Genomic DNA, 14717 nt, shown 5'->3' on the forward strand with positions numbered 1-14717 from the left:
AACAGGATGTTTCGACCGAAGCCTACACGGATGTATTTACGGCGGTCTTGAAAAGGTTGTCTTGCCCAGTCCAACTCATTATCATCTTAATATTTACGTAATTGTTAAGTGAAATGACAGTCGGAATATCACGTCGACTTGGCGAGCGCTAAAAGATTTATTCCTACGACGCCTTAGCTCAATTCTGGTTCGCGCCATAAAGTTGAGAACAACACCATCACGACGGGACCAATAAATAAGCCCACTAGCCCTAGAGCTTCGACGCCGCCCAAAATTCCAAATAATACCGCGAGAAAATGGAGTTGGGTGGCATTACCAATAATGACCGGGCGCACAAAGTGATCTGCCACAAACATCAAGATAGAACCAATAACTAATACTGCAACAGCGCCTGCAAGACTTCCTTTAATCAATAGAACCAATCCTACAGTGATAAAGGCTATTGGAGCACCAAAGGGAATCATGGCTAAGAGTGCGGTAGCTGCACCAAGCATGACAGAAAATGGAACACCTAATATAGCGTAGCAAGTGCCCATAATCACACCAACGCCCAAACCTACTAAGACTAATCCGTTTACAGTTGCCTTGATCGCATTCGGTAAATTACTTGAATAAAGATGCCAACGATGACCTAAACAATAATCACCTAAGGCATTGATCTGCTTAGCCAAACTTTCCCCATCACGGTAAAAGAAAAATAAACACAAAAGAGCGAAGCCAAACACAACGGAGCGATGGGCCACTTGCAACCCTACTGTTTTTGCAAAACCACTAAGTGATTTAATGGAAGAGGTTTCAGTTTGAAGCAATTCAGATACTGCCCCTTGATGTCCCAATTTATCTTGCCACATGTTCTGTAGGTACTCACTTCCCCAGGGCAGACTTTTAATCCACTCCGGCTGAGGAACCCCTTCTGTATTGGATTGAATGAGGAAGTTCGCAAATACACGCGCCTCATGTAGCCCTTTAATGGTCAACCACACCAAAGGCACCATGACTACCAGAGTAAATGCGAAAGTCAGTAGCGCAGCAACTAAGGTTTTACGATACCCCATCCAACGTTCAAAACGCTGATAAACCGGCCAGGTTGCAATCGCGATGATTCCCGCCCACACCAAGGGAAGCAAAAAATGCATGGCTACAATCGCTGCCATAACAACAACAGTAATAGTAAATCCGATGCTAATTAATTCACGATGATTTTGATTCATGTATCCCTCATTAAAAGCTTATATCACTGACGTAGAATTATAACACTCTATAAGATATTTGCATAAACAAACTATTGCGCATAAAAATCATAATCCATGAATTGAAAAATCAGTAATAAATCAATCAAAACACAACATCTAGTTGCATTAGCAAAAATAATTCACAACATATTGCGCTAAAAATTCTTGTTCGCAAATGAAAATTTATTATGTTAATATGGAAAAATAAGTGATCACAGTTAAGAGAAGTTATTTGCACTCAAAGTGTTAAAAGATTTTCATTGCGCGATGAGGGGTTTTAGGGGAGAGAATCGTGATTCTTTCCCCTCAATATTTTTAAGGAAGCATCTACCGGTTTAATATCAGCTACATTAAATTCCGAGAATTGAATGAGCTAAACATATATTCCTTAACCGGTAGATGCTGTGCAAAGATAATTACGAATTAAAGGATGCTTTATGGAAGAAGCCAGCAGGGAATCGCTGCGCAGCAGTGGTTCTGGTCCCGTATCTGATAAATTTCTGCAAATATTTTTTAGTGCGGTAAAAGATGAAGAATTGCGCAAGCAACATTTATCTTCAAAACATCTTACTGGATGGAGCAATAATTGGAAAATAATGAGTGTGGAACTTCAAAAAAACTCCACAGTAAAGCCAGTCATTACAACCGATAATGTGCATCCTTTTTTTAATTGCGCATTAAATTATTGTCGCGCTAAAGGACATAATATCATTGTATTTCAATATTTAAAAATACTCGCGTTTTCACATTCAAATTTCCATGCTGCTAGAGCGGCTGTTAATATTTGTATTAATCAACTATTTTCAGAAAAAGAAAATGCAAATATAAATTTCAAAACTGTTATTCAAGATGGCTGTGAAATTGCATTACATGCAGCTGAAAAACACCAAACACCCGGTTATTTATTATCAGCAATAATGAATTTTTTTGCAGCTCAACATTTTACAAAAGCCAATAAAGTTCTCGCACTACAATACTACTCTACTTGCTATGAACATTTATTAATGGCAGATGCATTAGAACCTTATAGTGAAGCTCAAATTGAAAGCTGCTATGAAGGGCAAGGAATAATTGCAAGCAATAGTTGGGGCTGTGAAACAATTCAAGATCTGATTGCACATTTCTTTAAGCTAATTGATGCTTCGCTATTGCTTACACAAAAAATACAAAGAGAAGTGGCAAGTGAAGTTAGGCTGTTAATTCCTCTTCTAGAAGCCGTACCTGATCAAACCAGTGGGTTGATGATGGATCTGAACTAATCAACCTAGTTTCTGCAGTTGGAATCTGCGTCAAACGTTATCGCGTTAATCACCTCACCTAACTCATCGTGACCTAGTGTCGAGCTTCGGTGAGGTGACAGCTAATAGGTTATTACAGCCTTACAGTCACTGATTGTGTTCCTTGATTTTCAGTGCTTTCCTCTACCCTGATCTGCTGTGGCTCTTGAAAATTAAACCGAAGCCCCTTAGGTTTTAATGGCTTCAGTTTCAGATTCCTGTGTAAATCTACTGACAATGGACTATTTGACTGGTCACGCAATACTGCAGGATCAAAAGTAGGAACTTCAGTATCAACCTTGTTATTTTGATGATCTAGAAAAGCCTCTAAAACGGGATGGATTACTTGAAGCCCGTTATAGAAAAACTGAAGCAACGCATGATTAGTCGGATGTGCAACAAAATTAAATAACAACACATCTTTTGATATGGCATTCACAGTATCTTGTTCGGTTAGATCACCCAACGCTTCTAAAAGACATGTAAGAATAGGCACAAAAGCACGTGCTTTACCAGGGCGTACATCCACACAACCTCGTACAGCGCCTGTTTGACAATCCCCTGCGAAACTCTCTTCTGATAATTTCACCGGTCCTTCAACACATTGTATTAAAGCATTTCTGAATTCACTCGCAATAGGTTGAAATTCAGGATGATGCTTAATCCAGGTACGCCACTCTTTCTTATCAGCGACTAAGTGTTTCATCTCATCACGATATTTCTCTATGGTGGCCGCTACCCAAACCATTGCCCTCTCCCGATCTGGCCACTGATCATTAATTCCGGAAATTTTAGCAAGAAACCGCCATCGTCCATTGAAAAATCCAGTCAATAAATCATTAACGAGCGGGCGAAAATATTCTTCAGCTTGAGGATCAGTTAGTACAGTTTGTATATCTACAACCTGTAAGAACCTTCGAAGTCGCTGACCATGAGCTTGAAATCTTTGAATAAGATCCTTCGCTTGTGGATTTGCATCAACATACGATCTAAAAGCTGGATCAAAGGCATTGTAATTTAACGCTAACACTTTGAAAAAATTCTGATTGGCTTTAAAAAATTGTAGCATTTCGAAAGTTTTCGATGTGTCTAAAGGAGTGATTAATGACTTCAAACTCTGTAGTTGTTCAATGAGAGGATTCAAGAAATCGCGCGCAGCTTGTTTTTCAAGAACTTTCTGACGGTTACGCAAATTCAAAAGCCGAACTAATAGCCCTTTATTATCCTCCAAAATGGCTGTAAGGATTTCATCAGCCTGAGGATTCGATTGTCTATACTGATCTAAAACCTCGTTAGTTCTTCCCGCTAATATATCTACGAAAACGGATTTTCGTTTTTGAAAAAACTCTAGCACGCTCTCGACAGAGTCTTCTGCTAATGGAGAAATTATCGTTTTAAATGCGTTCATTTGATCAAGTTGAGCTGAAAATTTGAGTAACGCTTTACCATATTCTGGGTTTGATATTTTCGATGAAACTTTATTGAGCTGAATTCTAACCTGATCTTCATTCTTTGGTCCAACTAATTCAATCAGCCATAGAAAGTCAACAGCGGGCAATGTTTGTTCGACCATGTCGCCAGCTAAGAGAACAGGATTACCCGCATATTGTGTTAAAAGCGTGGGTAAATAATCCCTACGTCCATGACACCAGAGAATGAAATCTTGATTACAAACAACCCAACCATCAACTCGCCAACGTGCTAAGATTTGGAGAAGTTGGTCATAGATAGAGAGATGCCCTTCCTCAAGTAAAGTACCTAAACTTTCGAGCCCATCGATGTTGCTCAAAATGTCATAGAAATCTCTGCTACGAAAATGAAGTTCTGGATCATATTGTTTTTTCACAGCCCTCAACAACGATATCCCACTTCTAACATTCAAAGAATAACGTTTGACAAAGTCTGTAAAAGAGCGGGTACCAACACTGTTCAAAATTTCCGTGCTTCTAAACAGAATTTCGGCCAGACGATTTTTTGAGAGAGGTCGACTAGGGGTAGATGGAGCAATTTCCGTATTGCGAGCTCCGAGAGCACTTTTTTTCATAAAAACACCTTTTTCTATAGTATTAAAATTAAGAACTTATTATTAACTTTATGCCTTTGTGACATGAGCTATTACATTTATAGTAATATTTAACTCACTGATCGTCAACAACTTTATATGGAAAAAAGAAACTTTATATAGAAAAAAGGAATTATCCTAGATTTTATGATTATTATGAATCACCAGCAATTCCCGGCTAAGGAAAATTATTTGCCTTCAAGATAGAAGATTTTCCTTTCGCGATGAGGGGTTTTAAAATCAACAGCTATGAATACGGGGAATTGAGCAACCTAAATACCTAAAATCTTTAACCGGGAGATGCTTATGAATCTCGGTAATCATTCACCACCTTGGCTAGCATGGCAAAAAACGTTCCCATCATATGGTGAACAGTTACGAAGATCGTTGAATCGTCGCACCTAATTGAGTCAGTTTTTCTTCAATGCGCTCATAGCCTCGATCAACGTGATAGATTCGATCCACAACTGTCTCACCTTCTGCGACTAATCCTGCTAAAACCAAGCTTGCTGAGGCTCGCAAATCCGTCGCCATCACGGGGGCTCCTGTTAATTTTTCAACACCCCAACACGTAGCGGTCTTGCCTGTTAATTCAATTTTAGCACCCATTCTTTGTAATTCTTGAACATGCATAAACCGATTTTCAAAAACATTTTCAGTCACAACAGCAACACCTTCAGCCACAGTATTTAATGCCATCATTTGAGCTTGCATATCCGTCGGAAATGCCGGATAGGGGTTCGTGGATATACTGACTGCTTTAGGACGATTATTGTTCATCGACAATTCAATCCAATTTTCGCCTTGAGATATTTCCGCACCCGCTTCTCGAAGCTTTGATAGCACCGCACTCATAATCGTAGGATCAATACCTTTAATTTTGATTTGACCACGTGTCATCGCAGCAGCAACTAAATAAGTACCCGCCTCAATCCGATCAGGTAACACTGTGTAGTGCCCACCGCCAAGTTGTTCAACACCATCAATAATTATTGTATCTGAACCAGCACCTGAAATTTTCGCACCTAAGGTGTTGAGAAATTTCGCTAAATCTTCAACCTCAGGTTCTAATGCAGCATTTCGTAAGACCGTCTGACCTTCTGCTAAACAAGCTGCCATGATTAAATTTTCAGTCCCGGTGACAGTCACCACATCAAAAAGAAAATCAGTACCTTTCAAACGATTCTTTGAGCTCGCTTTAATATATCCATTCTCAACCTCGATATCGGCACCTAATGCTATCATCCCCTTAATATGTATATCGACGGGACGTGAACCAATAGCACAACCTCCTGGCAAAGAAACTTCTGCTTTTCCATAGCGAGCCAACAATGGGCCTAGCACCAAAACAGATGCGCGCATTGTTTTCACTAAGTCATATGGGGCGTAAAAATTTTCAACAGTAGAGGAATTCACACTGATTTGCATACGGTCATCGACACTCAGATGCACGCCCATCGACCCTAATAGTCGCATGGTAGTCGTTACATCTTGGAGATGAGGAACATTTGCTATGGTCACAGGCTCATGAGCCAATAAGGTTGCCGCTAAAATAGGTAATGCGGCATTTTTAGCTCCAGAAATTTTAATTTCGCCGCTGAGTGGTTTTCCACCCTTAATAATCAGTTTATCCATTGACTCACCCTGCAATTATTGCTGAGAAGAGCCAACCTAATTGGTAAGACTACTACTCAGCACGTCCAAAACCCCGTATACCTGAGCAATATCGACTAATTGCTGCGGCATCTGCGAAAATCGGATGACTCTACCCCTTTCTTTGGCATCACGCAACCAGGCAAGTAACAAAGCCACACCGGAACTATCGCATCGGGTAATATTGTTGAATTCGAAGATCGGTTCATCGGTCGCATCAATATATTGGCGCCCTATTCGTCGCCATCGGGGTACCGTCGTAAATACGAGATCCCCTGTTACAGTGAAAGATTCTTGACCCGCAAAACTCATGATATCGCCCTACTGTGAGAGCGGATTTGGGCGAGCAGTCCTGACATTCCTTTTGCTTCTAACACCTCAGCAAATTGAGAGCGGTAGCTGGCCACCATACTAATACCTTCAATACTAAAGTCGTACACCTTCCACGCAGCGCCGCTATTTTTCAAACTATAATTCACTGCAATTCGCTGACCTGTAGGTCTCACAATTATCGTTTGCACAACAACCCGAGATTGCCCCCCAATGTTTTCACGAAGTGGAAGAAAATGTACTTTGTCACCATTATAATCGAGCAACGGTGCTGAATAGACATTAATCACAAGATCAGTAAATTCGCGAATAAACGCTTGTCGCATTGCAGGAGAAGATTCATCCCAATAACGACGTCCGACCACAGACTGAGACATTGATGTAAGATCAAATTTTGGTACAACAATTCGACGAATTTGGTCTTCTAAATATTTAGGATGACTTTTCAAAGTCCCTTGATGAGATTTCAGAGCTGCCAACATTTCAATAGTGGACTCTTTTAACACCGTAACAGGCGCCGGGTCGTTTGCATAAATTGCACTACTCGCAAACACACTGCAAAAAAGCACTAAACTTGCGAAAAATTTTCGAATTACAACATTATCGATCATGAACTGGCTTCTCCTTTCCATCCGATTTAAAAAGCATTTGACCGATCAAATTTTCTAAAATTAATGCGGGATGGGTGATCGCAATCTGACCACCTTCCGTTAAATTAACTTGATCAAATCCCGGTGTTAACGCAACATAATTTGCCCCTAAAATACCTTCGGTTTGAATGCGCGCTTCAGTATCTGTGGGTAATTGATTACTATGATTTTCGATCAGCAATACGACTTTTGCTCTAAACGTTTTACGATCAAGAAGAATTGAATCCACTCGACCAATAGTCACGCCAGCAATGCGTACAGGTGCTCGTTGTTTTAAGGATCCAACATTATCAAATTCCGCAACGAGTCGATAATGATCACTCTGTGAAGCAGGTGTTAGCCCACTCACATGAATGGCCAAAAACAATAAGGCCAGCATTCCTATAACCATAAAAATGCCAACAAAAATATCGATCGATCGATTTCGCACGCTTACCATCCTTTTAACATTACAGCAGTCAGAATAAAATCAAACCCCAATACTGCTAATGAAGCATAGACCACAGATCGAGTTGTTGCCAGGCTAATGCCTGGTGCCGTAGGTACCGCATAATAACCCTGGTATACTGCTATCCAAGTCACCACAAATCCAAATACGCCTGCTTTAATAATGCCGTTTAAAATATCCTGATGAAAATCGACAGAACTTTGCATATTGTTCCAAAATGCGCCCACATCAATCCCCAACCATTTTACACCCACTAAATAACCACCCCAAATCGCTACAACATTAAAAATCATTGCTAAAATCGGCATAGAAATAACACCAGCCCAAAATCGAGGTGAAATCACGCGCCAAATGGGGTCTACCGCCATCATTTCCATACTGGCAATTTGATCAGTTGCACGCATTAATCCAATTTCAGCCGTTAATGCAGAACCTGCACGGCCAGCAAACAAAAGTGCCGTTACTACAGGCCCTAACTCACGCACCACGCTCAGAGCCACCAACTGACCTAATTGAGATTCAGCGCCAAAACGTTGCAACGTATTCACGCCTTGCAATCCGAGCACCATTCCAATAAATAATCCTGATACCATAATTATCGACAATGATAGCACACCTACAACATACAGTTGCTCTACCAGTAATTTAAAACCTTTTACCAATCGCGGAACACGAAATAAAATTCTCGTTAAAAATAATCCAGACGTTCCTAATTGTTGGAATTGTTGAATCCCAATTGCACCAATTTGCGAAAATTTGTCAATCATAGAACCTAATCCTTAGCTATCAATTCAAGATCTTCAACAAATGTTTTTGAAGGATATTGGAATGGAACAACACCATCGGGCAAACCTTGCATAAATTGTTGCACGACTGGAGAGGAATCTTTGAATAATTCTTCCGGCGTTCCTTCACCAGCAATTTTTCCATTAAATAATAAATAAATATAGTCGGCAATACTGGCCGTTTCTTGAACATCATGCGAAACGATTACAGACGTTAACTTTAAGGCCTGATGAATTTCTTTAATTAATTTAACCAATACTCCCATCGTAATAGGGTCTTGGCCTGTAAAAGGTTCATCATAAAACATTAACTCAGGATCCATCGCTAAGGCTCGTGCCAATGCCACCCTTCGTGACATTCCTCCCGATAATTCAGAAGGCATTAAATGTCGAGCACCTCGCAGTCCAACCGCATTCAATTTCATCAACACCAAATCGTTCAAAATATCATCAGCCAATCGTGTATGTTCACGTAATGAAAATGCGACATTTTCAAAAACACTGAGATTCGTAAACAAGCCACCACTTTGAAATAACATTCCCATTCGTTGGCGTAATGTAAATAATGCTGACTGAGAAATCTGATGAATATCGATGCCATCAAATAAGATTTGTCCGTGATCAGGATACAGTTGCGCACTCATCAATCGTAATAATGTGGTTTTACCTGTACCACTAGGTCCCATGATTGCTGTGATTTTCCCTCGTGGAATTTCCAATGAAATATTATCAAAGATAAGTCGGTCTCCACGAGAATACCTCATGTTTTTCAATGATACCAATGCTGATGTCACACCTAACTCCTTTGTCCAAGGGGTCAAGTCTTGACCCACTCTCGACCCCCTCTTTATCTTAGCTCATAACCTGAATTTTGCACTACATCTTATCTAACACTTTAACTCCCAACAGATCGAGGCCCTGCTTCAGAGTGATGCTCACTTTATGGCACAGCTGCAATCGACTATCGCGAATATCCGTGTCTGTAATATTGAGGATTTTACAGTGCTCATAAAACCGATGAAATAGCACCGCTAATTTATGGAGATAATTACACAATTTGTGAATGAGCAAATCCTCTACTACACGCGCAACCACCTCATGAAATTCCAACAAATGAATTGCTAATTCATGCTCAATTGGCTCGACTAAAGAATCCGTAGAAAAACTTTTTATTTTCTCTAATTGGCTCACATCAATTTCGCCCTTTCGAAATATGGATTGAATTCTCACAAACGCATTTTGTAAATAAGGCGCTGTATTTCCATCAAATGACAAAATGACATCCCAATCAAATACATAATCTTTAATTCGTTCATTACACAGATCAGCATATTTGAGTGCGCCAATTCCAATAATTCGCGCAATTTGTTTTTTCTCTTCTTCACTAGCATTAGGATTTTTTTCATCTACTATTTTATAAGCGCGATCAATGGCTTCATCAATTAATAATTCTAAACGAATTGTTTCTCCACTTCGCGTTTTAAAAGGCTTTTTATCTTTTCCTAGAACAGAACCAAAAGGCACATGTTGAAATTCAACCGATTTTTTTGCCCAACCTGTTCGTTTTACAGCCGCAAAAACCATATTAAAATGCTGCTCTTGACGAGCATCAGTAACATACACTAATCGATCTGCATTGTAATGATTCATTCGATATTTCGCTGCCGCTAAATCAGTCGTAGAATATAAATATCCTCCGTCTGTTTTCTGAATGATCATCGGCAATGGATTTTTATCTCGGTCAAAATAGCCATCAAGAAAAATGACTAAAGCACCTTGGCTTTCTTCAGCGATTCTTGCTTTTTTTAATTCGTCAACAACATCATCCAACATGGGATTATAAAAACTTTCACCACAATCATCTTCACGAGTCAGTAATACTTCTAAACGCTGATAAATTTTCTCAAAATATTGACGACTAATATCAACTAAATGTTGCCAAATTTGTAGAGTTTCTTTGTCCCCTCGTTGCAATTTAACAACACGTTCTCGTGCACGATCGGCAAATTCCGGACTGGCATCAAACGCAACTTTAGCTTGCTGATATAATGCTGTTAAATCACTCATGACTGTCAATTGATCGGTAATCAGCTGACGTTCCACCATATACTCAATCAACATACCGAATTGAGTTCCCCAATCACCCAAGTGACTTTGTCGAACCACAGTATATCCTGCAAAAGACAAAATTCGAACAATAGCATCCCCAATAACTGTCGAACGCAAATGTCCTACGTGCATCTCTTTTGCAACATTGGCACTGCCATAATCTATCACCACCGTTTTATCACGGTGTTCTGCACCCTCTGAATACTCTTGAGGATTAAAAGCAATGAGATGTTGGGCCACATTGTCTTTGCTCAATGTAATATTAATAAACCCAGGACCTGCGCTCTCTAATTTCTCAAAAACGGACGGCCCTGAAGTTTGAGCACTAAGAGCACGTTGAATCACCGCATCGGCCATTGCTTTAGGATTCTCTCCACGCGCTTTAGCAAACCCCATCACAAAGTTTCCTTGGTAATCACCAAATTCAGGACGGCTTGCCCGTTGAATGCTCGATTCTTTTATAATATTCCCCTCACCCAACAAATCGGTGATCGCTGATTGAAAAATGTTCAACAATTCTTTTCGAATCGATAGCATACAGTGCCCCTTAAGTATTCTGTCATTACCGCAGTCTCGCATATTCATTTTAAAATGTGTAGTCTAACAAAGTAATCCAGCAATATTTGTTGGTTTTGCGCTAATTTCTGATAGTTCAAAACAGTTGAAAACATCGAGAAAACTCGACTTTCAGAGCACATCCTGATACAATGGTCGGATTATGGAAGTTACCGCAATCACCGATCTTACCTCAGAAAAATTGAGCCAATTAGGCAAGTCTGTCGTTCGTGCAGAAATGCAAGCCATCGCTACATTAATTGAACGCATCGACGATAATTTTTCGCAAGCGTGCCGCTTGATACTAAGTTGTGATGGTCGAGTCGTTGTCATCGGCATGGGAAAATCTGGACATATCGGCGGCAAAATTGCCGCGACACTCGCAAGCACCGGTACACCCGCTTTCTTTTTGCATCCCGGCGAAGCAAATCATGGCGATCTGGGGATGATTACCTACCGCGATATCGCTTTAACCATTTCAAATTCAGGCGAAACCGCTGAAATTGTCAGCTTACTTCCTCTGATCAAAAATCTTCGTATTCCGCTGATAGCTATTACAGGAAATCCTTCTTCAACTATGGCCAAACGTGCAGACGTTCATTTGAATATTGGCGTGGTACAAGAAGCCTGTCCGCTGGGATTAGCTCCAACATCAAGCACAACGGCGACACTCGTGATGGGTGACGCCATTGCCCTGACGTTACTTGAAGCCAAAGGATTCACCGCTCAAGATTACGCCCGCTATCATCCTGCAGGGAATTTAGGAAAGCGCTTACTCCTGCGTATCGAAGATGTTATGCGACGCGACCAAGCCATTCCACGAATTCATTTCGAAGCAAACGTTCAAGATGCCTTGATCGAAATGACTCAAAAACAACTTGGAATGACATCCGTACAAGATAGCTCAGGAAATCTCGTCGGAATTTACACCGATGGTGATCTCCGTCGTACCCTTAATCAAGGTCTTGATTTACATACCACCATGATGAAACAAGTCATGACTCAAAATTACAAAAAAATATCACCACAAATGCTCGCGTATGACGCTCTAATGATGATGGAAAATCATAAAGTTACTTCCATTTTAGTCGTTGATGATCAACACACATTGCTGGGCGTTGCTCACATTCACGATCTCTTAAATGCCGGACTTTAGCGTCATGCGGAATTCACTTTATAAAGCGCGCGCAACACCTTGTTTAATAGATAAAAAACATCACTGGATTTTCCCTTGAATCGTTCATCTGCACTGAGCTATGCGCTCGTTACGCTCGTCATTGCAGTCAGCGCATTTATCTTTTGGCAAGTTAACGGAGATACAGGCCGAACAGTTAACCAAGCCGTAAACCCCGAGCATCATGATGCGTATATCATTGGCGCGCATTATCACAGCACTGATAAAAGTGGGAATCTTCATGAAAGACTGCATGTGAACAGCGCAAAACATTATCCTTACCAAAACACCTCGGAACTTCATGAACCTGAATTAGATATTTTTGGCCCGCACGGAGAAATGTGGCACATCCACGCCACGAAAGGCACTAGCACTCAAGGCAGCGATACCGTTATCCTTTACGATAAGGTTCAGATCGAACATCGCGTCCGTTCCAGCGCACCCGCCGTTGTAGTCACAACCGATAAATTGACTGTACATCCTAACTTAAAAACAGCCGATAGCGATTCCGTAGTGACCATCAATTACCCACAAATTGTTCTGCGGGGCAAAGGGTTGCACGGCGATATGAAAGCTGGCACATTAAAACTACTAACAGATATTAGAGGTCAGTATGAACCGATTGCTCGCACTGCTCAGCCTAGTGATAATACCCACGCTAAGCTTCGCACTCCCCTCTGATTCGCAATCCTCGATCACAATCCCTTGAAACGTTTATTAGATTTTCTCAATACAAGGACCACACTCTGTGAGCCTGCTCTTCCACCTAAGATCTTATACAAATATAAAAAAATAGATGACTTCACTATAAAATTACTCTTGGAAGATGAGCTCTATTTTGCAAAACCCAGTGAGCTTGGCGACCCAAACGAAGCGTCTTTCTATTACAAAGAAAACCCTATACCAATTCGTGAATTTGATAGTGGGAATATAACGAATGTTAGTGGCGCAGCTGCTGCAAAGCACGTTTCAGAAGCCTTAGAAAAATATGGCTGTCAACCTGGCGTTTTATGTTTAACAGAAAGAAACGATGACTTGCTAATGTTTGATTACTATGCTGATAGTCACAAAGGCATCTGCATTGAGTTTTCATGGGAAAAACTTGGGATATGGTATAAAACCAATAATCAATTACAGAGACCCACAATAGTTCAATACAACAATGTCCCCTTGTCGCTATCAGTCAGCATTGACAGAAATTGGGATAATCTATTCAACACAAAGTGGTCAGGATATGAGCACGAAAAAGAATGGCGGCTTTTTTACAAACCTGGGATACTGAAAAATTTAAATGTGCGTAAAGCAATTACTGGAATAATTTTTGGTTGCAAAACTCCAGAAGAAGATAAAAAATATCTAAAAAAATGCTTGGAAAACAGAACTGATTTCTCATTTTATCAAGCTGAAGTTGAGGAGAAAAAATATGCTTTAAAAATTATCTCTGGTTAAATATTCAAACCTACATAAAGTAAGAAAGTATGACTAAAATACTCGCAAGCGTTTGATTTTGGATGTCGCAATTAGCTGAAGCACATAGAATTATCAGGAACACACTTCAACAAGCACACAGCAAAACTAATTGTTAGCTATAATCGTTATGTTTGTTAAAAAAAATAAACGACACGTCAGCCTCATTTTCATCTGGAAAAACAAGAAGTGCGCAAAAATTTGTAATCCTAGGCTTTTTGAAAATATCCAAATAATCGATATGACCGTAACAATATAAACTTATCTCTTTATTCCTAGCCTTTTTTATTTCATTTAAATCTACCGGAAAGTTATACCAAGTGATCTCACCTGGAAGAAGAACAATTTGACTATTCATAGGGCCAATGTTATTTTGCTCAAACGTGTTAATATCAAGATAACTAAAATCTTTAGGCAACAAGTACCCAAAAGAAAAAGATTGCATACTGCAATGTGAATTTAAAATTCGTGCTGGTGTTTTACCGCCATTCTTAACAAATACCACTATATTATCCTGTATTAGGTCTCCAGGTTTTAACTCAAGAGGCTTGCTTTCTACTTCTTTAAGTTTTTTACAATTTAATTTAAATCCAGTAACGCCGATATACGCCCTCGATTCTTTTTTATTTGCGGAGATCATTACCAAAATATGCACCCCACCTACCACAACCAAGAGAAATGTAAAAAATGACAGGATTATATTGCCATATTTATCAACGTTTGAGCTTAAAGATTCCTTTGGCAAAGAATTATTATCATTGTTAATTGAGATACTAATAGGAGACACTGTGGAGCGATCTTGCAATTTTTGAGCCAAGGAAACGCTTAAGCAGAAAGCTAGAAAAAAAGATACAACTGTAACAACTAAACGACATCTCATGATAATATTCCATCCATTAAAATATATGGTTACTAAGAAACGGGATATATATTTTTTCAAATCTATACCCATCAAACACAACATTAACAATACAA

Annotated in this window: 14 protein-coding genes; 4 read left to right on the top strand and 10 right to left on the bottom strand. The window is 39.9% G+C overall.

Annotated elements, in window-relative coordinates; translation table 11 throughout:
* Window positions 1–173: 173 nt before the first annotated feature.
* A complete protein-coding gene (locus tag K2X50_10045; GenBank protein MBX9587583.1) occupies window positions 174–1211 on the bottom strand; it encodes an AI-2E family transporter in 1038 nt (345 codons plus the stop codon).
* Window positions 1212–1669: 458 nt separating this feature from the next.
* Between K2X50_10045 and K2X50_10050 the strand changes: the two genes are divergently transcribed.
* Window positions 1670–2491: a DUF5630 domain-containing protein gene (locus tag K2X50_10050; protein MBX9587584.1), complete on the top strand. Its 822-nt coding sequence runs from the start codon at window positions 1670–1672 to the stop codon at window positions 2489–2491.
* Between the two features lie 112 nt (window positions 2492–2603).
* Here the strand turns inward: K2X50_10050 and K2X50_10055 are convergent, their stop codons facing one another.
* From K2X50_10055 to argS, 8 genes are all read right to left on the bottom strand, one after another.
* Window positions 2604–4553: a hypothetical protein gene (locus K2X50_10055; protein ID MBX9587585.1), complete on the bottom strand. Its 1950-nt coding sequence runs from the start codon at window positions 4551–4553 to the stop codon at window positions 2604–2606.
* A gap of 393 nt (window positions 4554–4946) precedes the next feature.
* Complete coding sequence (gene murA / locus K2X50_10060) at window positions 4947–6206, bottom strand: UDP-N-acetylglucosamine 1-carboxyvinyltransferase (GenBank protein ID MBX9587586.1); 1260 nt, start codon at window positions 6204–6206, stop codon at window positions 4947–4949.
* Between the two features lie 36 nt (window positions 6207–6242).
* Entirely contained in the window at window positions 6243–6536 is a 294-nt protein-coding gene (locus tag K2X50_10065; protein MBX9587587.1) for an STAS domain-containing protein, read from the bottom strand.
* The gene (locus K2X50_10070) at window positions 6533–7165 is read right to left on the bottom strand and encodes an ABC transporter substrate-binding protein (protein ID MBX9587588.1); all 633 of its coding nucleotides are present in this window, start codon (window positions 7163–7165) and stop codon (window positions 6533–6535) included. The genes K2X50_10065 and K2X50_10070 overlap by 4 nt, the downstream gene beginning before the upstream one ends.
* The gene (gene mlaD, locus K2X50_10075; protein ID MBX9587589.1) at window positions 7155–7643 is read right to left on the bottom strand and encodes an outer membrane lipid asymmetry maintenance protein MlaD; all 489 of its coding nucleotides are present in this window, start codon (window positions 7641–7643) and stop codon (window positions 7155–7157) included. Before mlaD ends, K2X50_10070 begins: the two co-directional genes overlap by 11 nt.
* Complete coding sequence (gene mlaE / locus K2X50_10080) at window positions 7637–8419, bottom strand: lipid asymmetry maintenance ABC transporter permease subunit MlaE (protein ID MBX9587590.1); 783 nt, start codon at window positions 8417–8419, stop codon at window positions 7637–7639. Before mlaE ends, mlaD begins: the two co-directional genes overlap by 7 nt.
* Window positions 8420–8424: 5 nt before the next feature.
* Complete coding sequence (locus K2X50_10085; protein ID MBX9587591.1) at window positions 8425–9201, bottom strand: ATP-binding cassette domain-containing protein; 777 nt, start codon at window positions 9199–9201, stop codon at window positions 8425–8427.
* Window positions 9202–9313: 112 nt separating this feature from the next.
* Complete coding sequence (gene argS, locus K2X50_10090; protein ID MBX9587592.1) at window positions 9314–11083, bottom strand: arginine--tRNA ligase; 1770 nt, start codon at window positions 11081–11083, stop codon at window positions 9314–9316.
* A 181-nt stretch (window positions 11084–11264) separates the two neighbouring features.
* Here argS and K2X50_10095 point away from each other — a divergent pair, with 181 nt between their 5' ends.
* The 3 genes from K2X50_10095 (at window position 11265) to K2X50_10105 (ending at window position 13724) form a co-directional block, all read left to right on the top strand.
* Entirely contained in the window at window positions 11265–12257 is a 993-nt protein-coding gene (locus K2X50_10095) for a KpsF/GutQ family sugar-phosphate isomerase (GenBank protein ID MBX9587593.1), read from the top strand.
* A 75-nt stretch (window positions 12258–12332) separates the two neighbouring features.
* A complete protein-coding gene (gene lptC, locus K2X50_10100) occupies window positions 12333–12956 on the top strand; it encodes an LPS export ABC transporter periplasmic protein LptC (protein ID MBX9587594.1) in 624 nt (207 codons plus the stop codon).
* A gap of 24 nt (window positions 12957–12980) precedes the next feature.
* Complete coding sequence (locus K2X50_10105; GenBank protein MBX9587595.1) at window positions 12981–13724, top strand: DUF2971 domain-containing protein; 744 nt, start codon at window positions 12981–12983, stop codon at window positions 13722–13724.
* A gap of 133 nt (window positions 13725–13857) precedes the next feature.
* On the opposite strand, the gene K2X50_10110 is transcribed toward K2X50_10105, so the two are convergent.
* Window positions 13858–14622, bottom strand: coding sequence for a hypothetical protein (locus K2X50_10110; GenBank protein ID MBX9587596.1), 765 nt, complete (start codon window positions 14620–14622; stop codon window positions 13858–13860).
* Between the last annotated feature and the right edge of the window lie 95 nt (window positions 14623–14717).

The organism is Gammaproteobacteria bacterium, from assembly GCA_019748175.1.
In the GTDB taxonomy this organism is placed as follows: domain Bacteria; phylum Pseudomonadota; class Gammaproteobacteria; order JAIEPX01; family JAIEPX01; genus JAIEPX01.